Origin of the sequence: Pseudomonas sp. PNPG3, assembly GCF_023093815.1 — a bacterium.
In the GTDB taxonomy this organism is placed as follows: domain Bacteria; phylum Pseudomonadota; class Gammaproteobacteria; order Pseudomonadales; family Pseudomonadaceae; genus Aquipseudomonas; species Aquipseudomonas asiatica.
The window spans coordinates 37,456-56,852 of sequence record NZ_JALLKV010000014.1 but is presented as its reverse complement, the minus strand read 5'-3'; the positions used below and the strand labels follow the sequence as shown (position 1 = coordinate 56,852).

General features: G+C 62.5%; 16 protein-coding genes. 10 read left to right on the top strand and 6 right to left on the bottom strand.

Translation table 11 applies throughout. The annotated features are described in order from the left end of the window. Positions 1-41 precede the first annotated feature (41 nt). The 3 genes from MJ643_RS11980 to MJ643_RS11970 all read right to left on the bottom strand — a co-directional run bounded on the left by MJ643_RS11980 (position 42) and on the right by MJ643_RS11970 (position 3,937). Entirely contained in the window at positions 42-1,337 is a 1,296-nt protein-coding gene (locus MJ643_RS11980) for an FAD-binding oxidoreductase (protein WP_047932726.1), read from the bottom strand. Positions 1,338-1,350: 13 nt separating this feature from the next. Next, complete coding sequence (locus MJ643_RS11975; RefSeq protein ID WP_208209658.1) at positions 1,351-2,439, bottom strand: polyamine ABC transporter substrate-binding protein; 1,089 nt, start codon at positions 2,437-2,439, stop codon at positions 1,351-1,353. Between the two features lie 139 nt (positions 2,440-2,578). Further along, positions 2,579-3,937: a glutamine synthetase family protein gene (locus MJ643_RS11970; protein ID WP_013972693.1), complete on the bottom strand. Its 1,359-nt coding sequence runs from the start codon at positions 3,935-3,937 to the stop codon at positions 2,579-2,581. A 183-nt stretch (positions 3,938-4,120) separates the two neighbouring features. Here MJ643_RS11970 and MJ643_RS11965 point away from each other — a divergent pair, with 183 nt between their 5' ends. Both MJ643_RS11965 and MJ643_RS11960 read left to right on the top strand, forming a co-directional pair. Beyond that, complete coding sequence (locus MJ643_RS11965) at positions 4,121-5,020, top strand: helix-turn-helix domain-containing protein (protein ID WP_013972692.1); 900 nt, start codon at positions 4,121-4,123, stop codon at positions 5,018-5,020. Positions 5,021-5,196: 176 nt separating this feature from the next. After that, positions 5,197-7,107 (top strand): AAA family ATPase, encoded by a 1,911-nt coding sequence (locus tag MJ643_RS11960; RefSeq protein WP_024087154.1) that lies wholly within the window; start codon positions 5,197-5,199, stop codon positions 7,105-7,107. 345 nt (positions 7,108-7,452) lie between these two features. Here the strand turns inward: MJ643_RS11960 and MJ643_RS11955 are convergent, their stop codons facing one another. Then, positions 7,453-8,838: an aldehyde dehydrogenase family protein gene (locus tag MJ643_RS11955; protein WP_247726814.1), complete on the bottom strand. Its 1,386-nt coding sequence runs from the start codon at positions 8,836-8,838 to the stop codon at positions 7,453-7,455. 107 nt (positions 8,839-8,945) lie between these two features. Here MJ643_RS11955 and MJ643_RS11950 point away from each other — a divergent pair, with 107 nt between their 5' ends. The 4 genes from MJ643_RS11950 to MJ643_RS11935 all read left to right on the top strand — a co-directional run bounded on the left by MJ643_RS11950 (position 8,946) and on the right by MJ643_RS11935 (position 11,902). Further along, complete coding sequence (locus MJ643_RS11950; RefSeq protein ID WP_013972688.1) at positions 8,946-9,812, top strand: LysR substrate-binding domain-containing protein; 867 nt, start codon at positions 8,946-8,948, stop codon at positions 9,810-9,812. A 125-nt stretch (positions 9,813-9,937) separates the two neighbouring features. Next, entirely contained in the window at positions 9,938-10,381 is a 444-nt protein-coding gene (locus MJ643_RS11945; RefSeq protein WP_208209656.1) for a carboxypeptidase regulatory-like domain-containing protein, read from the top strand. A 55-nt stretch (positions 10,382-10,436) separates the two neighbouring features. After that, positions 10,437-11,183, top strand: a complete 747-nt coding sequence (locus tag MJ643_RS11940) for a phytanoyl-CoA dioxygenase family protein (protein ID WP_013972686.1) — start codon at positions 10,437-10,439, stop codon at positions 11,181-11,183. A 197-nt stretch (positions 11,184-11,380) separates the two neighbouring features. Beyond that, positions 11,381-11,902 carry an acyloxyacyl hydrolase gene (locus MJ643_RS11935; protein ID WP_013972685.1) on the top strand — a complete coding sequence of 174 codons (522 nt, stop codon included), beginning with the start codon at positions 11,381-11,383 and terminating at the stop codon, positions 11,900-11,902. 116 nt (positions 11,903-12,018) lie between these two features. Here MJ643_RS11935 and MJ643_RS11930 read toward each other — a convergent pair whose 3' ends face one another. Continuing rightward, positions 12,019-14,154 carry a TonB-dependent siderophore receptor gene (locus MJ643_RS11930; protein ID WP_196185093.1) on the bottom strand — a complete coding sequence of 712 codons (2,136 nt, stop codon included), beginning with the start codon at positions 14,152-14,154 and terminating at the stop codon, positions 12,019-12,021. 245 nt (positions 14,155-14,399) lie between these two features. Then, positions 14,400-15,290, bottom strand: coding sequence for a universal stress protein (locus MJ643_RS11925; RefSeq protein ID WP_013972683.1), 891 nt, complete (start codon positions 15,288-15,290; stop codon positions 14,400-14,402). A gap of 147 nt (positions 15,291-15,437) precedes the next feature. Here MJ643_RS11925 and hisN point away from each other — a divergent pair, with 147 nt between their 5' ends. From hisN to MJ643_RS31550, 4 genes are all read left to right on the top strand, one after another. Next, positions 15,438-16,229 (top strand): histidinol-phosphatase, encoded by a 792-nt coding sequence (gene hisN, locus MJ643_RS11920; RefSeq protein WP_013972682.1) that lies wholly within the window; start codon positions 15,438-15,440, stop codon positions 16,227-16,229. A gap of 225 nt (positions 16,230-16,454) precedes the next feature. Beyond that, positions 16,455-17,186, top strand: coding sequence for a hypothetical protein (locus MJ643_RS11915; RefSeq protein ID WP_024087153.1), 732 nt, complete (start codon positions 16,455-16,457; stop codon positions 17,184-17,186). 258 nt (positions 17,187-17,444) lie between these two features. Beyond that, a complete protein-coding gene (gene benR / locus MJ643_RS11910) occupies positions 17,445-18,401 on the top strand; it encodes a benABC operon transcriptional activator BenR (protein WP_013972680.1) in 957 nt (318 codons plus the stop codon). A 306-nt stretch (positions 18,402-18,707) separates the two neighbouring features. Further along, positions 18,708-19,373, top strand: coding sequence for an RHS repeat-associated core domain-containing protein (locus MJ643_RS31550; RefSeq protein WP_080563783.1), 666 nt, complete (start codon positions 18,708-18,710; stop codon positions 19,371-19,373). Positions 19,374-19,397 lie beyond the last annotated feature (24 nt).

Below are 19,397 nucleotides of genomic sequence, written 5' to 3'. Positions count from 1 at the left end.
CTGCGCCTGTGAGACCGAGCGCCGCAAAGCTCGTGGCGAACTCAACCCAGCACCTCCCGCAATCGATACCACAACATCCCCAGCGCCAGCAGCGGCGAGCGTAGTGCCTTGCCGCCGGGGAAGGTCAGGTGTGGCACGGCGCTGAACACGTCCAGCCCCTGGCTGTGGCCGAGCGCGATGCTTTCGGCCAGCAGTTTCGCTGTCCAGTGCGTCACGTTCAGCCCATGCCCGGAATAGCCCTGGGCGTAGTAAACATTGGGGTGCTGGCTGAGGCGCCCGACTTGGGGGAAGCGGTTGGCGGTGATGCCGATCATGCCGCCCCACTGGTAGTCGATACGCACGTTGGCCAGCTGCGGGAACACCTTCAGCACCTTGGGCCGCATGTAGGCGGCGATGTCCTTGGGGTCGCGACCGGAATAGTGGCAGGCGCCGCCGAACAGCAGGCGCCGGTCTGCCGTGAGGCGGTAGTAGTCCAGGCCGACTTTCTGGTCGCACAGCGCCATGTTCTGCGGGATCAGGCTGCTGGCCAGTGACTCGGGCAATGGTTCGGTAGCCACCACGTAGCTGCCGGCCGGCAGCACCTTGCCGCTCAGGCGTGGCTCCAGTTCATCGAGATGTGCGTTGCAGCCCAGCACCAGGCTGCCTGCCCGCACCTTGCCACGAGCCGTGTGCAGGGTCACGCGGGGGCCATGCTCGATGCGCAACACCGGACTCTGCTCGAAGATGCGTACGCCCAAGCCATGGGCGGCGCGGGCTTCGCCCTGGACCAGATCAAGCGGGTGCAGGTGGCCCGAGCCCATGTCTACCAGGCCGCCGGCGTATTGGTCGCTGGCAACGATTTCATGCAGCCGGTCGGCACTGACCAGGCGGGTTTCAGGGCGATAGCCGAGTGCGTCGAGATCGTCCTGTTCGTCCTTGAAGGCGGCGAACTGCGCAGGGGTGTTGGCCAGTTCGCAGAAGCCCCAGCGCAGGTCGCAGGCAATGCCGTACCGGGCGATGCGGCTGGCCACCAGCGCTACCGAATCGATGCCGGCTTGTTTCAGGTAGTGCACGCCGTCCTGGCCGACATGCCGGGCAAAGCCGTTGACGTCATGGCCGATGCCGCGAATCAGCTGGCCGCCGTTGCGGCCGCTGGCGCCCCAGCCGATGCGCCGGCCTTCAAGCAGCACCACCGAGAGCCCGCGCTCGGCCAGTTCCAGGGCGGTATTGACCCCGGTCAGCCCGCCGCCGACCACGCACACGTCGGCGCTCAGTTCGCCGTCCAGGCTGGGATAGGGCGCCGCATCGCGTGCCGTGGCGGCATAGTACGAAGCGGTGTGTTGGGTAGTGAAAGACATGGGCGTTCTCGACTCAGCGGTTGGACTTGATCTTGCTCCAGGAGCGAGTCATGACGCGCATGATCTTCGGGCTCGGCGTGCTGGAGATGTACAGCTTGTCCAGCACGTCCTGGGGTGGGTAGATCTCAGGGTTGTTTACCAGCGACGCGTCCATGTAGGCCTGGGCATCGGGGTTGGCGTTGGCATATCCGACCGTGGCGCTGACCTTGGCGATCACCTTGGGGTCGAGCAGGTAGTTGATGAACGCCAGGGCTTGTTCGGGGTTGTTGGCGTCCTTGGGGATGGCCAGCAGGTCGAACCACAGGTTGCTGCCTTCCTTGGGAATGCTGTAGGCGATCTTTACCCCGTTCTTCGCTTCCACGGCGCGGTTGGCGGCCTGGAACACGTCGCCGGAGTAGCCGAAGGCCACGCAGACATCGCCATTGGCCAGGTCGGAAACGTACTTGGAGGAGTGGAAGTAGGTGATATAGGGGCGCAGTTCGAGCAGGCGGGCTTCCGCCTTGGCGTAGTCGGCCGGTTTTTCGCTGCGCGGGTTAATGCCCAGGTAGTTGAGCACGGCCGGGAACAGTTCATCGGGCGAGTCCATGAACGCCACGCCGCATTGCTTGAGCTTTTTCAGGTTCTCGGGTTCGAACAGCACCGCCCATGAATCGATATGGTCGACGCCCAGGGCCGCCTTGACCTTGTCGATGTTGTAGCCGATGCCGTTGGTACCCCACAGGTAGGGTACGGCGTACTGGTTGCCCGGGTCGTTCTGTTCAAGTTGCTTGAGCAGCTTGGGGTCCAGGTGCTGCCAGTTCGGCAGCTTGCTGCGGTCCAGCGGCAGGAAGGCACCCGCCTGTGCCTGGCGTGCGAGGAAGTGGTTGGATGGCACCACTACGTCATAGCCGGTGCGCCCGGCCAGCAGCTTGCCTTCCAGTGTTTCGTTGGAGTCGAACACGTCATAGACCACCTTGATCCCGCTGCTGGCCTGGAAGTCGGCCACGGTGGTGTCACCGATGTAGTCGGTCCAGTTGTACACGCTGACCGAGGGAGTGGCCTGGGTAGTGGTGGCGAACAGCAGGGTGAATGCGGCGGGGATCAGGGCTTGCAGATGACGCATGGGGACACCTCGTTGGTATTGTTCTTCGAGTTCGGTGCAAGGGCTCGTGCCCTGTGGGAGCGGGTTTACCCGCGAATACGTCGTTGAATGCACCACAGCATTCGCGGGTAAACCCGCTCCCACAGGTACCGCGAAAAGGTCAGACGCTCAGCATCAGGAATTCACGCTCCCACGAACTGATAACCCGCTTGTAGTTCTCGTGCTCGGCACGCTTGACCGCCACATAACCCTGGACGAATTGCTTGCCCAGGTACTGCTGCACGGTCTCGCAGTCTTCCATGTGCTGCAGCGCGTCCTCGATGGTGATCGGCAGGCGCAGGTTGCGCCGTTCGTAGGCACGGCCCTGCACAGGTGCGCTGGGCTCGATGCGCTCGACCATGCCCAGGTAGCCGCACAGAAGGCTGGCGGCGATGGCCAGGTACGGGTTGGCGTCGGCGCCCGGCAGGCGGTTTTCCACGCGCATTGCCTCGGGGCTTGAGGTGGGTACGCGCAGCCCGGCGGTACGGTTTTCCTCACCCCACTCGACGTTCACTGGTGCCGAGGTGTCCGGCAGGAAGCGGCGGAACGAGTTGACGTTGGGCGCGAACATCGGCAGCAGCTTGGGGATGTACTTCTGCAAACCGCCGATGTGGTACAGGAACAGCTGGCTCATGCTGCCGTCTTCATTGGCAAAGATCGGCTTGCCGGTGGCGATGTCGACCACGCTCTGGTGCAGGTGCATGGCACTGCCGGGCTCATCGGTGATCGGCTTGGCCATGAAGGTGGCGGCCACGTTGTGCTTGAGCGCGGCTTCACGCATGGTGCGCTTGAACACGGTGATCTGGTCGGCCAGGTCCAGGGCGTCGCCATGGCGGAAGTTGATCTCCATCTGCGCCGGGCCGTCTTCATGGATCAGTGTGTCCAGGTCCAGGCCCTGGATCTCGCACCAGTCGTAGACGTCTTCGAACAGCGGATCGAACTCGTTGGCGGCATCGATCGAGAACGACTGGCGGCCGCTTTCGGCACGGCCGGAACGCCCCAGCGGCACTTGCAGCGGCAAGTCCGGGTCTTCGCAGCGCTGGGTCAGGTAGAACTCCATCTCCGGTGCCACGATCGGCTGCCAGCCTTTGTCTGCATAAAGCTTGAGCACTTTCTTCAGCACGTTGCGCGGCGACAGTTCGATGGGGTTGCCTTGCTTGTCGAAGGTGTCGTGGATAACGATCGCGGTCGGCTCGATCGCCCACGGGATCTGGTACACGGCGCTCGGGTCTGGGCGGCAGACCATGTCGATGTCGGCGGCATCGAGCAGGTTGTAGTAGATGTCATCGTCGACATAGTCGCCGGTGACCGTCTGCAGCAGCACGCTCTCGGGCAGGCGCATGCCACGCTCGTGGAGAAACTTGGCGGTGGGTGCGATCTTGCCGCGGGCGATGCCGGTCAGGTCGCTGATCACGCATTCGACTTCGGTGATACGGTGTTCTTTCAGCCAGGCGGACAGCTGATCGAAGGGGGCGTTCATACAGACCTCTTGGTTGGGTTTTGGTGTGGGAGCAGGCGTGCCAGCGTAAACCGTTCCAGGGTTTCGAAGGCGTCCCGCTTCCCAGGTGACGCGCTGGAGACTATCTTGGTCGCAGCCCGCAAGGCTGATCTATCCACTTTCTCCGGCAATGAATGCACCAAAAGAGTGCGACTAGGACCGAGCGTGACAACCGCCAATGCCCTGCAAGTCCAGGCTTACCACACCACCGACGTAACCGAACAAGTACGTGCCACCCCTGGCTGGCAGCAGCAGTACCGGCAGATGTCGCCCGGGCATTTCAGCGGTGAGCTGCGTTGCCTGGGGCTGGACGGGGTGGAGGTGTACGAGGAGCGGCTGAACACCCGGGTGGAGCAGTTTTTCCGCGCGCCGAGCGGTTCGCTGGCGTTCTGCTTCGACCGCAGCGAGAACAGCCTGTACCTGCTGAACGAACAGAGCCGGAACATCTGGATCACGCCAGAGAACTACCAGGAAGTGGCGGTCGTGTTCGACCAGGCCTTCCTGGCCCGCCATGGGCTTGACCCGCAACGCCTGGAAGGGTTGTTCATGGTGCCGCTGGGCAGCGGGCAGAACGCTCTGTTCGGCAGCTGGCTGAGCGCGACATTGACCCGCCTGGGCCAGGCGGATTGCCCGCTGCAGGGGCAGGCCCTGGCGGAGCAGCTGCTGGAGGACTGCCTGTTCATCCTCGACAACGCCTGCCAGCGACTGCAGGGCGTGGCGTTGGGCCGGCGTGACGAGGAACGGGCGATCATGCGCCGGGTAAGCGAATGGGCGGCCGACTGCCCGGAGGAGACGCTGAACCTGGTGGAGCTGGCGGATGCTGCCGGGGTTTCTTTGCGTCAGTTGCAACAGGCCTTCAAAGCGTTTACCGGAATGCCGCCGGCGCACTGGTTGCGCCTGCGCCGGCTGAACGGTGCGCGGCGCGATCTGTTGCGTGGCGATGGTGTGACCGTGGCCGAGGTGGCGATGCGTTGGTCGTTCTGGCATTTGGGAAGGTTTTCAGAGAGTTACCGGCAGTTGTTCAAGGAGTTTCCCAGCGAGACCTTGAAGCGGGGCAGGGGCTGAATTTGGTGGTGTAGCTTGGTGGTATAGCTGCTCTTACAGGATTACCTCAGTGCCAGGCATGTGAGGTCCCTGTGGGAGCGGGTTCACCCGCGAAGAGGCAGGCCCAGGCAATACACAACCCAGCATTCCACAGCAAAAATTGCTATCGTGCCGCCCTGATTCCACCCGAGGTGCCGATGTTCTACCTGCCTTTGCCCAGCGACCAGGCCGACCGCCTCGCCAGCGAGCCCACCACCGACTTCTTCACCACCGCCAGCGTGCTCGACGCCGCCGCTGTGCTGTTCGTGCAGAACCTGCCGCGCCAGCCCGCCACCGCCTCGGCGGATGCGCAGGAACGCCGCTTTGCCGAAATCGTGCGCATTGCCAACGAGGTCGAAAGCGCCGCACCGGGGCGCTTCCAGGGCCAGGTGGCGCAGCACTTCGATCGCGAAGCCTTCGCCATGGGCCTGGGCATGCTGGGCGAAAACGGGATTGCACTGCTATCGACCGAGGTGGAGTACCAGGCCGAGGAGTTGCTGGACGCCGAGGGCCAGTGGAATTTCCAGTTCGCCGACAGCTACCGCCAGCGGGCAACACCGCTGCACCCGGTGTATCTGCCTTCCCTTGCCAGCGACCTGATGCTCAGCGACCAACAGAACCGCCTGCTGCGCGAATTCCTCAGTGGTATCGATGAGTCGGTGGCGGTGCAGGGCTTTGCCGGCACCGGCAAGACCTTCCTGATTCACCAGTTCGCCCGCCTGCTCGAGCCCCAGCGCACGCTGTTGCTGGCCTTGACCGAAGGCCAGCTGCGCGCCCTGCAGGCGCGGGTCAAGGACGCCGCCGCCTACACCGCGCTGACCTTCGGCCAGCTGGCCGACGAGCTGCTCAACCGCGACCTCACCAGCAACGGCTGGCGCCTGCGCGACCCGTATCGCACCAAGCTTTCGTGGCGCCCGCAGGATGCGCAGGTGGTACGTTGGCTGGCCATTCCCGACATCGGCCCGCTTGCCGCGCGTGATGTGGTTGCCTTGTGCATCCGCGCGGTACGCACGTTCTGCCATAGCGCCGATACCCAGCTGCAGTTGCAGCACCTGCCGTGGGCCGGGCCGGGTACCACGCCGCTGGACCAGGAAGTGTTGCTGGAAAAGGCACGCCTGTACTGGCAGGAGCTGATTCGCCCGTCGGCACGGGAGATCCAGTTGCCGGTGCGCGATTACCATCGGGTCAAACTGCTGTCGCTGACCGGTCATGTGATCGACAGCCGCTACACCCATGTCATCGTCGACGAGGCCCACGAGCTGTCGGCACCGATGCTTGCCGTGCTCGACCGCAGCCCGCAGTCGATCATTGCCCTGGGTGACGAGCTGCAGAACCTCAACGGCCTCAGCGCGCACCATGGCGGCTTTATCCGCCAGCGTTACATCGACCATTCACTGCGGGCCGGGCCGGCGATGGACAACGTGCTGAACCCGCTGATCAATGCCCACCCGGCGGCGATCCAGGCGGCCTTCAGTGGCAGCGCCGAGCACTACACCCGGGTCAGCTTTTTCGATGCGGTAACGGTGCCGGAACAGCCTACGGCGCTGATCGTCGACGATGAATGGGGCCTGTTTGGCTGGTTCCAGCGCCTGACCCACCAGGGCGTGCCGTTCGTGCTGCTGAAAAGCGCGCGCAAGGACTTCGAGCTGTTCGTTGAAGACTGCATCGAGTTGTACCGCCATGGCACCCGGCCGCGGCACCCGATGCTGTTCCGCTATGCCAGCTGGCAGGCGCTGGAGCAGGACAAGGGTGATGACAAGGCGTTCGTCGCCGTGGCCAACATGCTGCGCAAGGGCTACACGCCAGAGCACTTTGCCAGGGCCAAGAGCCGTTACCGTTGGGACAAGGCGCCCAAGCTGTTCCTGGGGCGGGTGCGCGATGTGAAGAACATGGAGTTCGCCCGGGTGATGGTGTCGCCGGAGCTGATGGTAGCGCCGCAGGTAGCGGGGAACCGCAATGAACGGGCGCGGATGCTGGCGGGGTTGTATACCGCCTGTTCGCGGGCCCGGCATGAACTGATCGTGCCGGGGGGGATGCTGGACTGGGTCAAGGACCAGATTCGGGATTGAGGCCCCTCGGGCTGCTTTTTCAGCCCTTCAAAGTCCCTGTGGGAGATTGCCCAGCCCTTTGGGCCGCGCTGTCGCACAGATAACTGAATTCGCAAGCGATCCTCGTACCCTGTGGGAGCGGCTTTAGCCGCGAAGAATCCAACGCGGTGCATGGCACCGGCTGCGCCGGTGTTCGCGGCTAAAGCCGCTCCCACAGGGTCCCTGCTAATTCAATGAGTTATATGCAGTTCTATGAGAGCGGGTTCATACGCGAACACCGGCGAAGCCGGTGCCGGGCACCGTGTCGCCTGATTCGCGGGTAAACCCGCTCCCACAGGGCCGCAAAGCGGCCCCTGTTACGCTGGATCAGTTACGGTCCAGCCACACAGTCTGGGCATTGGTGAACTCACGCACACCAAAGTGCGACAGTTCACGCCCGAAGCCGCTCTTCTTCACCCCGCCAAACGCCACGCGGGGGTCGGAAGCGCAATAGCCGTTGATGAACACGCCGCCGGTATCCAGCGCCGCGGTCATGCGTTCGGCCAGCGCGTAGTCGGCGGTGTAGATGGTCGAGGCCAGGCCGAATTCGCTGTCGTTGGCCAGCTCCACCGCATGCTCCGCATCACGTGCGCTGATGATCGCAGCCACCGGCCCGAACAGTTCCTGCTTGAACGCAGTCATCTGCGGGGTGACGTTGGCGAACACGGTCGGCGCGTAGAAGTTGGCCACGCCATCGACCTTGTGGCCGCCCAGCAGCAGGGTGGCGCCTTCGGCGATGGTCGCCTGGACCTGGCCATCCAGCTCGTCGCGCAGGTCGTAACGGGCCATAGGGCCGATGTAGGTACCTTCTTCCAGCGGGTTGCCGACCTTCAGCTCGCGAGTGGCCTCGACGAACTTGCGGGTGAATTCGTCAACGATGCTTTCCTCGACGATCAGGCGCTTGGCGGCAGCGCAGACCTGGCCGGTGTTCTGGTAACGGCCGACCACCGCAGCCTTGACGGCGGCATCCAGGTCCGCGTCGGCCAGCACGATGAACGGGTCGGAACCGCCCAGCTCCAGCACGCACTTCTTCAGCGCCGCGCCGGCTTGCGCACCAATCGCCATGCCGGCACGCACGCTGCCGGTCAGGGTCACCGCGGCGATGCGTGGGTCGTTGATGGCGCGAGTGACACCGTCCGGCGTCACGTTGAGCACTTCGAACACGCCTTCCGGCAGGCCGGCATCCTTGAACAGCTCGCCCAGCAGGTAGGCGCTGCCCATCACGTTCGGCGCGTGCTTGAGTACGTAGGTATTGCCGGCCAGGATTGCCGGCACGGCGCCACGCAGTACCTGCCAGACCGGGAAGTTCCAAGGCATCACCGCCAGGATCGGGCCCAGCGGGCGGTATTCGATGCGGGCTTTCTCGACCTGGGTCGGCTCGGGGGAGAGCATGGCCGGGCCGTGTTCGGCGTACCAGCGGCACAGGCCGACGCACTTGCTGACTTCACCACGGGCCTGGGCGACAGGCTTGCCGATTTCGCGGCTGATCATTTGCGCGAAGGCTTCGGCCTTGGTTTCGAGGGTGCTGGCCAAGGCAAGCAGGTACTCGCTGCGCTGACCCAGCGACACCTGGCGCCACTGGCGGTAGCCAAGCTTGGCGCGTTGCAGCGCCGCTTCCAGTGCGGCGTCGGTGTCGAACGGGTAGGCGCCGATCTGCTCGCCGCTGTACGGGTCGAGGGAGATGGCGTGGGTCAGGCTGCTGATCGCACTCATGGCGGGACACTCTCGTTGTAATTGATCCGTGACGCCAGACTAGTGGGCTATGGCTTTAATGAAAACTGAATAATAATGAGCGAAACATTCACGTTTGGAGAATGGCTGTGGACCTGGTGCAACTCGAGATCTTCAAGGCCGTGGCAGAGCAGGGCAGCATCAGTGCCGCTGCGCAGCATATCCACCGGGTGCCGTCGAACCTGACCACGCGTATCAAGCAACTGGAGGAGGACTTGGGCGTGGAGCTTTTCATACGTGAAAAGAGCCGCCTGCGCCTTTCCCCCGCAGGCTGGAACTTCCTCGAGTACACCCGGCGCATCCTTGACCTGGTGCACGAGGCGCGGCTGACAGTGGCCGGTGAAGACCCGCAGGGCACTTTCGCCCTGGGGTCGCTGGAAAGCACGGCGGCGGTGCGCATTCCGGCCTTGCTGGCGGCCTATAACCAGCGTTACCCCAAGGTCGACCTGGACCTGTCCACCGGGCCTTCCGGGACCATGCTCGAAGGCGTGCTGTCGGGGCGCCTGGTGGCGGCGTTCGTCGACGGCCCGGTGCTGCACCCGACGCTGGAGGGCATGCCGGTGTTCGAGGAAGAAATGATGGTCATCGCGCCGCTCAACCACGCCCCGGTAACCCGCGCCCAGGACGTCAACGGCGAAAGCATCTACGCCTTCCGCGCCAACTGTTCATACCGGCATCACTTCGAGAACTGGTTCGTGCAGGACCAGGCGGTACCGGGCAAGATCCACGAAATGGAGTCGTACCACGGCATGCTGGCCTGCGTCAGCGCCGGCGCCGGCCTGGCCATGATGCCGCGCAGCATGCTCGACAACATGCCCGGTTGCAGCACCGTCAGTGCCTGGCCGATGTCGGAGGACTTCCGTTACCTCAAAACCTGGCTGGTGTGGCGCCGGGGCACGGTATCGCGCAGTTTGAGCATGTTCGTGAAACTGCTCGAGGAAGGGCGCGCAACCTGATGTTCCAGCGCAACATCCATACCATTGATGCAAATTTCATCAAGACGACCATGCATCAGCACGAACGCCGTTACGCCCGAAGGATCTGATAATAGGTAAGCCATCCTCGAAAGGAGGGTCGTATCATGCGTAACCATCACTATGCCCTCGGCGCGGCGCTGCTGATCGCTCTGGCGCTGCCATGGACCCTGGCGGCCGCCTCCGACCACAATGCCCCCATCGACATGCAGGCCGTGCAACTGCAACAGCAGGAGCAGAACGGCGTCCGCTACCTGCAAGGCGGCATCGGCCAGGATGAAGCCAACGCCCTGCGCAAGACCCCGGGCTATGACCTGCACGTAGAACTCTCCACCGGCCCGGAAGGCAAGTTCCAGAGCGGTGCTACCGTCGACATCGAGAATGCACAGGGCCAGCCCGTGCTCAGTCTTACGGATGCCGGGCCGCTGCTGTATGTGCAGTTGCCTCCCGGCAAATACAAAGTGACTGGCAACGCCCAGGGTGAGACGGTGCAGCAATTGGTGACCGTGAATGGCAAGACCCCCACCACCGTGAACCTGAACTGGCGTTGATGGAAAAACGGGCAGGAGTACGGATGTGCTCCTGCCTGCTAAGGAGCACATCGCCATGAGCCTGGATCTTCAGCTGGAGATGTTGGACGAGCGGGGCTATGTTTTGCTCCCCGGTGTGCTCGAACCCTTGCGTATCGCCTTGCTGCGCTGCGCCATCGATGACCTCCAGCCCATCCACTGGGATTACCAAGGGCTGCTGGAACACTACAAGTGCGTGTTCAACCGCAACCCGCTGTGGTTACCCTTTCTCGACCTGCCGCCGCTGATTGCCCTGGCCGAAGCGGCATTGGGCGCCGACTGCCATGTGATCGGCCAGACTGCCTGGCGCAGCCACCCGGGCTACACCGGCATGGCCCTGCACCTGGACCATTTGCCCATGCAGTTGCCCGACTGGCTCAGCGAGCGCGGCGACTTCACCCAGCCCCCGCAGATCCTGACTGCGCAGCTGTACCTCAGCGATATCGACCATCACATCGGGCCGACCTGGATTGTGCCCGGCAGCCACCGCGCGGCACGGCCACCGCAGGCTGGCGAGCAACACTGGCAGGGCCGAGAGGCCCAGCCGGTGCTGTGCAAGGCCGGGGACGCGCTGGTGTTTCGCAGCGATGTCTGGCATAGCGGCGGGGCCAACTGCACCCAATCACGCCAGCGCGACATGCTGCAAGTGCACTATGGCCGGCGCATGGTCGCGCAGAAGTTTTCGCCATACCTGAACTGGCGTTTCAACCCGCAGGTACTGGAGGAAGCCACACCCAGGCAAAGGCGCCTGTTGGGCGAGCACGAAGAAGCGGAATACGACTGAGTGCTGCTGCTCGGCATGGCAGATGCTGGCGCAGGGTATTAGCCAATGGTGGCAATTCACTTTCAACTTTCTGTTTATCTGGACGATAATCAGAAAAGTATTACTTCCTGTGACCGGTCTGGATGTATCCGGTCACCACATAAGATCGAGGGGCCCAAGCCTCCGCTTGCCGTGTAGACCATCAGGAGAAGTCATTGATGAAAACCCGTCTAGCAGCTTCGCTGGCTGCTGCAGTGCTGGCCTTTGCCGGGGCGAATCTGGCCCAGGCAGCGCAGGTGAGCGGCGCCGTTGGCGCCACTGGCCAAGGTGACATGACCTACCGTATTGGCCTGTCGTTCGACTGGGACAAGAAATGGCTGGAAAGCAGCGCCGGTCATCTGACCGGATACTGGGATGCGGCCTACACCTATTGGGAAGGCGGTGAGGCCAGTGGTGCACACTCACTGTCGTTCAGCCCGGTATTCACCTACGAGTTCAGCGGTTTTACTTACACCCCGTATATCGAGGCCGGCATTGGTTTGGCGGCGTTTTCCAAGACCGACGTGGGCGACCAGCGCCTGGGCTCGTCGGTCAACTTCGAAGACCGCATCGGCTTCGGCCTGAAACTGCCGGGGGAGCAGAAGGTGGGGATCCGCGCGATGCATTACTCCAACGCGGGGCTCAAGCAGCCTAACGACGGCATCGAATCGTACTCGTTGTTCTACAGCAAAGGTTTCTGAGGCCGGGGGCCGCTTTGCGGCCCTTTCGCGACACAAGGCCGCTCCCACAGGTATGCGCGTAACTTCTGTGGGAGCGGCCTTGTGTCGCGAAAGGGCTGCGAAGCAGCCCCGGCAATTCAGAAGGTATACGAAACCCCAGCCTGCACCGTCCGCGGCGCACCCGGGTAGACGTAGTTGTTGAAAGCGCCTTCGTCATAGCCCTTGTTGAACACGTTCTTCACGTCCAGGTTCAGCCGCACGTGTTCGTTGACCTTGTAGAAGCTCAGCAGGTCCACCACGCTGTAGCGCTCCATGGTGTAGGTCGTAGCTGCCGTCTGACCGGCGCGATCATCCACGTACTTCACCCCAACCCCCAACCCCAGCCCCTTGGCCAGGCCATCCTGGAACTCGTAGGTGTTCAGCAGGCTGAAGCTGTTGCGCGGGATGTTGGCCAGGCGTGTGCCCTTGGGCAGGGTCGTATCCTGGGTCACTTCCGCGTCCACGTAGGCATAACCACCGATCACGCGCCACTCCGGCGTCAGGTTGCCGGCGATGTTGATGTCCAGGCCACGGCTGCGCACTTCGCCGGCCGCAATACTGTAGGTACCGGTGGGGTCGTTCGGGTCGCGCGCCAGGACGTTCTCCTTGACGATGTGATAGATCGCCGCGTCGATGCTCAGCTGGCGGTCGAGTGCCTCCCATTTCACACCCAGTTCGTAGGACTTGCCTTTCTCCGGGTCGAAGCCTCCGCCTCCGCTTGGCGTGCCGGTGTTGGGCTTGAACGAGCGCGCGGTGTTGGCATAGACCGCAACCGTATCGGTCAGGTCGTAGATCAGGCCGAAGCGTGGGGTGACGCCGTTTTCGCCCTTGCTGAAGTCGCGGTTGGTCGGCAGCTTGTCGTCGTAATCGTGCTCGAAGCGCTCGAAGCGCACACCCGCCAGCGCCTTCAGTCGCTCGGTCAGGGCCACTTGGTCCTGGATGAATGCCGCCCAGGTCTTCAGGTTTTCCTTGTCATGGGTGGTGGTGCGGGTCAGGGCAGGGCGTGGCTGGCCCAGTACCGGGTCGAAGATGTCAATCGGGTACTTATCGGCACCGCTGGCCGAGCGCTGGATGATCGAGTTGTAGTCGTAGTCTTCGTACTCGATGCCCGTCAGCAGTGTATGAGCGTAGCCGCCGGTGTCGAAGTGGCCGGTGAGGTTGAGCTGGTAGTCGCGGTCGGTCCACTCCAGTTTGCGGTAGTTGAAGTTGCGCCCCAGCGTGCGACCGTCAGCCTGCAATGCGTTGGCCTCCACGGCGTTGCCCTTGAGCGAGCCGTCGAGCCACTGCATGCCACCGCCCAGCGTCCAGTTGTCGTTGAGCAGGTGCTCGAAACGCAACTGGACCATGTTGTTGTCGTTGTGCAGCAGGTTGTCGCTGCCCTTTTCCCAGATGTTGGTGTCGCGCGAAGCTGTGCCGAGCTGGCCGGGCAGGCGGGTCAGGCCACGGTCCAGCGGGTGGTTGTTGCGCATGAAGTCGCCCTCGAAGACGATCTTCGTGCTGTCGTTGACCTGCCAGCTGACTACAGGCGCCACGTCATAGCGCTCGCTTTCCACATCGTCACGGAAGCTTTCGCCGCCTTCACCCAGCAGGTTCAGGCGGTAGGCCAGCGAGCCGTCCTGGTTCAGCGGCCCGGTGGCGTCCAGGGTAGCGCGGTGCATGCCCTGGTCATCGAACTGGCTTCCCAGGGTGACTTTCGACTCTGGCAGCGGCTGCTTGCTGACCACGTTGAAGGTGCCGCCTGGGTCGCCACGGCCGTACAGGCTGCTGGCCGGGCCACGGATCACTTCCAGGCGTTCGACGGTGTTGGCGTCGGGGGCGTTGGGGTAGCCGCGGTTGATCGGGAAACCGTTGCGGTAGAACTCGCCGGTGGTGAAGCCACGCACGGTGAAGGTGGTCAGGCCCTGGCCGCCGAAGTTGTTGGCGCGGCCGACGCCGCCGGCGTAGTCCAGGCCGTCCTGCAGACGCGTGGCGCCTGTGTCTTCCAGTACATCCTTGGGCACCACGCTGACCGATTGCGGGGTTTCGTGCAGGGCAGTGTCGGTGCGAGTGGCGCTGGCCGAGCGGGTAGCCTTGTAGCCCTCGACCGGGCCATCGGCACGTTCGCTGTCGGCGCTGCTGGTGATGTTCAGGGCCTGGAGTTCGATCTGGGTGGGTTCGCTGAGCGGTTCAGGCTCGGCAAAGGCCAGCGGAGAGACAGCATGAAGCACACAAAGCGAAACGAACGTGCGACGCATCGACGGTACGATCCTGGAGTAGGGCGCTGAGGGTAGGGTGGGCAAGCGCCGAGAAACTACTACGAATCATTATCAAATGCATTCTTTTTATGTGGCACTGGTGTACCAGATTCCAAGGGTAGAATCCGTGTTGGCTTCTTCGCGGGTAAACCCGCTCCCACAGGGGTTTCACCAAGCCTGAGGTCAGTGGAATTCCTGTGGGAGCGGGTTTACCCGCGAAGAGGCCGGTGCAGGTATACCAGCACTCACCGAACCGCCTTGATCGCCAACACATTGCACAGCGGATGTTCCAGCACATGCGCCGTGGTCCCGCCCAGGAACGTCTGCATGGCATCATGCCGGTGGCTGCCCATCACGATCACATCCGCCCGGCTGTGGCCGACGAACTGGGCAATCGCCTTGATCGCGGCCCCTTCCAGAAAGTGCCTGCGCTCCAGCGGGATCTGGTGGTGGTCGCCCAGCCGGTTGAACGCCGCCCGCTGCGCGGTGCGCACGCTGACATCGAAGCCGGGCATGGTCACCGTGCCAGCGCCGAAGTCGGCAATGTGTGTCTTGGCCGCGTCGCACACATGCAGCAGGTGCAGTTCGGCATTGCACTGCAGGGCCAGGGCATGGGCGCAGCGGATCACCTGCTCATCCAGATGCTCGCCTGCGCCATGGCTGTTCAGGTCCACCGCGGCGGCAATCTGCCGGGGCAGGGGCAGGCGGATATCGCTGACTAGGTGCACGGCGACCGGGCTGTCCTTCAGCAACTGCCAGTCCAGTGGCGTTACCAGCAGGCGCTTGAGCACCGGTTCGTGCTGCACATCCTTGATCAGCAGGTCGCAGCCCAGGCGCTCGACCCGTTCCAGCACACTGCTCAGCGGGTCGCGGGTCAGCAGCAGTTCGGTAGATACATCCAGGCCGGCGTTGGCAAGTTGCTCGGCTTCGTCCGCCAGCCATTGGCGGTTGTCACTGAGCAGCCGTTCCCGCTCGCGGCTATCGCTCATCAAACCGAAGGTGTCGACATCGTCGACGAACACGTTGATATCCAGCAACGCACCGCTGGATTCCGCCAGCGCCGCAGCGCGTTGCAGCGCTGGCGTGTGGCGCATCTGCGGGCCGAGCATGACGAACAGACGCTTGAACTGGCTCATCTCACACCTCCACGTGTGGCAGCCCCCCGGTGATCTGGTCTTGTTCAGTCTAGACCGCGCAGGGCGCATGAGCAGCCTGGTGGAGGCTGGCGCGGCACGGCGTGTCGGGTATGATGCGGGCCCCATCATTTTCACGAGGCCCGCCCCATGTCCCTGAGTGCTGAACAGATCGGCGAATTCCGCGCCTTTGCCGAGCAGCTGGCCGATGCCGCTGCCGTGGCGATCAAGCCATACTTTCGCGCCAGCCTGGACGTCGAGGACAAGGGTGGGCGCCTGTACGACCCGGTGACCGTGGCCGACAAGGCAGCCGAGGATGCCATGCGCGAGCTGATCCAGGCCCGCTATCCCGACCACGGCATCCTCGGTGAAGAAGCCGGCGTGGCAGTCGGCAGCAGCCCGCTGACCTGGGTGCTCGACCCGATCGACGGCACCCGCGCCTTCATCACCGGCCTGCCGCTGTGGGGCACGCTGATTGCGCTGAACGACGGCACCCGCCCGGTGGTCGGGGTGATGAACCAGCCGTTCACCGGCGAACGCTTTGTCGGAACGCCGGAAGGCGCCTGGCACAGCGGTGCGCCGTTGAAGACCCGTGCCTGTGCCGACCTGGCCTCGGCCACGTTGATGTGCACCACGCCGGACATGTTCGATACCGCCGCGCGCAAGGCTGCGTTCGAGGCCGTTGCCGGCAAGGCGCGCCTGATGCGTTACGGTGGCGATTGCTATGCCTATTGCATGCTGGCTTCCGGGTTCGTCGACGTGATTGTCGAGGCGAGCCTGCAGCCATATGACGTGCAGGCGCTGATGCCGATCATCGAAGGGGCGGGCGGGGTGATCACGGCGTGGGATGGCAGCAGCGCACAGAATGGCGGGTGCGTGGTGGCCTGTGGCGACCCGGCGCTGCATGCGCAGGTGGTGGAGATGTTGCGTCACGCCATGTGATTCATGTGTTGCCTGGGCCGGCCTCTTCGCGGGTAAACCCGCTCCCACAGGTACTGCGCAGTATTCAAGATATGTGGTGATCTTGTGGGAGCGGGTTTACCCGCGAAGAGGCCGGCGCAGGTATCCAAAACCCCCGATCACCGCACTTTTTCCAATTTCCGGGCTCTATGCATGGCCAGGCCACACTGATCCACGGTGCGGCCGCCGAATATCGACCCGGTGCCGATGGTTGCAAGCAAGCCAAAATTCTTCCCCCGCCTGCTAATGGCAGGCGCCCTCACATGCCTGTGCGCCTGCACCCAACAGCAGGGCCGCGACGTGCTCGAGCAGTTCGGCAACGGCAAGCCCAGCGAACTGTTCCAGACCAGCGTCGACCGCCTGGCCACGCTGTCCATGCGCGACAACCTGCAGAGCTTGTACCTGCTGATGAACAAGCTGTACCTGCGCAACCCCAACCAGTGGAAGCTGTCCGGCTACGTTGACGCTGCCACTGCCGAGCGGCAGATCCGTATCGCCATCGAGCAACGCCAGCCTTTGCCACAACTAGGCAACCGTCGCGACCTGGCAGCCTTGAGCTACGCCCTGAGCCCCGAGTTTCGCGGTGACCGGGTCGGTGCGTTCATTTACGCCATCGGCAGCATGCTGATTACCGCGCACGGCGGCCGTACCGAGTTCTACATGACCGATACCATCGACCCGCTGTTCGTCAACAACGCGGCGCGCAATATCGAGAAGGCCACCTGGATGTTGAGCCAGCGGCAGGATGCCAATGGTGTGCTGCTGTTGTTCTCCAACGAAATCTCGGAAGAGGGCAGCAACCTGAGTTTTGCCGTGGAGTTCGGCAAGATCGTGGCACGGCTGGACTTGCTGGCGGAGTTGCTGGATGAGCGTTATCGACGAATTGGGTTGAATTATGCGCAAAGCCTGCTGTTGATGAACTTCCTGCCGGTGCAGTGAAGTGAGCGGTGCCGGGTTGCCTGAGCCGTTCGATAAACGAACACTGACCTGTCCTTACTGTTCGCTATCCGCCCATCCATCCCCAAGGTCGCATTGCCCAACCCCCGCCTTTTTGCTTAAGTGTGCCCATCCACCGGTTGTCGCCTGCCCCCGCGACTCGCAGCCGGCTCGATAGAATGACCGTGACGACCGCAACCACAGCCCGCCGGGCCGTAGGATGCGGCAACCAGAACAATAACGATCCGGGTAACCTTGCCTATGGAAAGCCGCCTGCTGAGCGAGCGCAGTAGCGTGTTTCATCACGCCGACCCTTATGCTGTGTCCGATTATGTCAACCAGCACGTAGGCCAGCATTGCATCGGTTTGTCCCGCACCACTCATCCGCAAGCCAGCCTCAGCCACCGCAAGTTCGCTGAGCTGGACCTGTGCCGCATCAGCTACGGCGGCAGCGTGCGCGTTACCTCGCCGGCACTGGAAACCATCTACCACCTGCAGGTGCTGCTAAACGGCAACTGCCTGTGGCGTGGGCACAAGCGCGAGCATCACCTGGTGCCGGGCGAGCTGTTGCTGATCAACCCCGACGACCCGGTCGACCTGACCTACTCGGAAGACTGCGAAAAATTCATCCTCAAGGTGCCGACCCGGCTACTGGACTCGATCTGCGACGAACAGCGCTGGCACCGACCCGAGGGCGGGGTGCGGTTCTTGCGCAACCATTACCGGCTGGACGAGCTGGACGGGTTCGTCAACCTGCTGGCCATGGTCTGCCAGGAAGCAGAGGTGAGCGATTCGCTGCCCAGGGTGCAGGGCCACTACAGCCAGATCGTCGCCAGCAAGCTGCTGACCCTGATGAGTACCAATATCCGTCGCGAATGCCTGAGCGGGCCGCAAGCGGGGCTTGAGCGCATTCTTGACTACATCGAGCGCAACCTGAAGCTGGAGTTGTCGGCTGAGGTACTGGCAGAGCAGGCCTGCATGAGCTTGCGCTCGTTGTATGCGTTGTTTGACCAGCACTTGGGCATCACGCCAAAGCATTACGTGCGCCAGCGTAAGCTGGAGCGGGTGCATGCGTGCCTGAGCGACCCGACTTGTGGCGTACGTAGTGTGACCGAGCTGGCCCTGGATTACGGATTCCTGCATCTGGGGCGGTTCTCGGAGGTGTACCGGCAGCAGTTTGGTGAGCTGCCTTCGCAGACGTTCAAGCGGCGCGAATGATAGCGTTTGGTCATCGGACCTAGCATTTTTGCCAGTTGCGAGTGCTTTGAGCCCACACCACGATTTACTCTTTACCGGTAAGTGGTGGCAATCATGGCGAAGTTACAGCAACAATTGTATTTCTATTCTGCGGAAGGCCTTACGCTTGTCAAACATAGCAGTTCGGGGGAGGCGGCCTTAATGCGTGCTACGGGGCGTGTATTGGCTCAGCGGGATGGTCATCAGGTCGCATTGTACGGGACAGATATACTAGGGTCGATAGCACAATATCTGGAAGGCGGCGAGCTGTGTTCCTTGTAGTACACACTGTATGGGTATGATAGTGACAAGTTATGCGCTTCTGTATTGCGATTTAACAGCCAGCGGAAAGACCGACCAATCGAAGGCTATCATTTAGGAAACGGTCATCGTACGTATAGCCCCATCTGCATGCGGTTCAATTCTCCTGACACACTTAGCCCACATGATGAGGGAGGGCTGAACGCCTACAGCTATTGTGGGGGCGATCCCATTAATCGGAGTGACCCCAGTGGTCGGTCGTGGATAGGTAGCCGCTTCCTCAGAGCATTGTCTCCCCGAAGGAATCGTGGCTCAAAAATTCCTGTACTGGTAGAACTTCGCCCCCTGCAAAAACGCCGATCGCTGGACCAAAATTTTTTAAATGCATCCATGGATAAGAAGTTAAAACAACATAACCAACGGATTTCTGAAACAAAACCAGAGGTCGAAATTAGAGGCTTTATAACTGAGCAATATGGGCGAAAGTTTGGTTATACGGTCCACAGGCTTAGTGAGGGTCTGCCCGTGATGGATCCAAACTTGGATTTGAATATCGCAGCTGTGAGCAGGCACGCCGCGGTTTATCGCAGAAGAGTCCAGGAGAATCCGTCCGAGCTTAATATTAAAATGGCCACTAAGCTTGCTGAAGCTGATAAGTATCTTCAATCGCTACAGAAGCAAATTCGAAGCTGACCCTGGCCGTCAATGCTAGCTTTT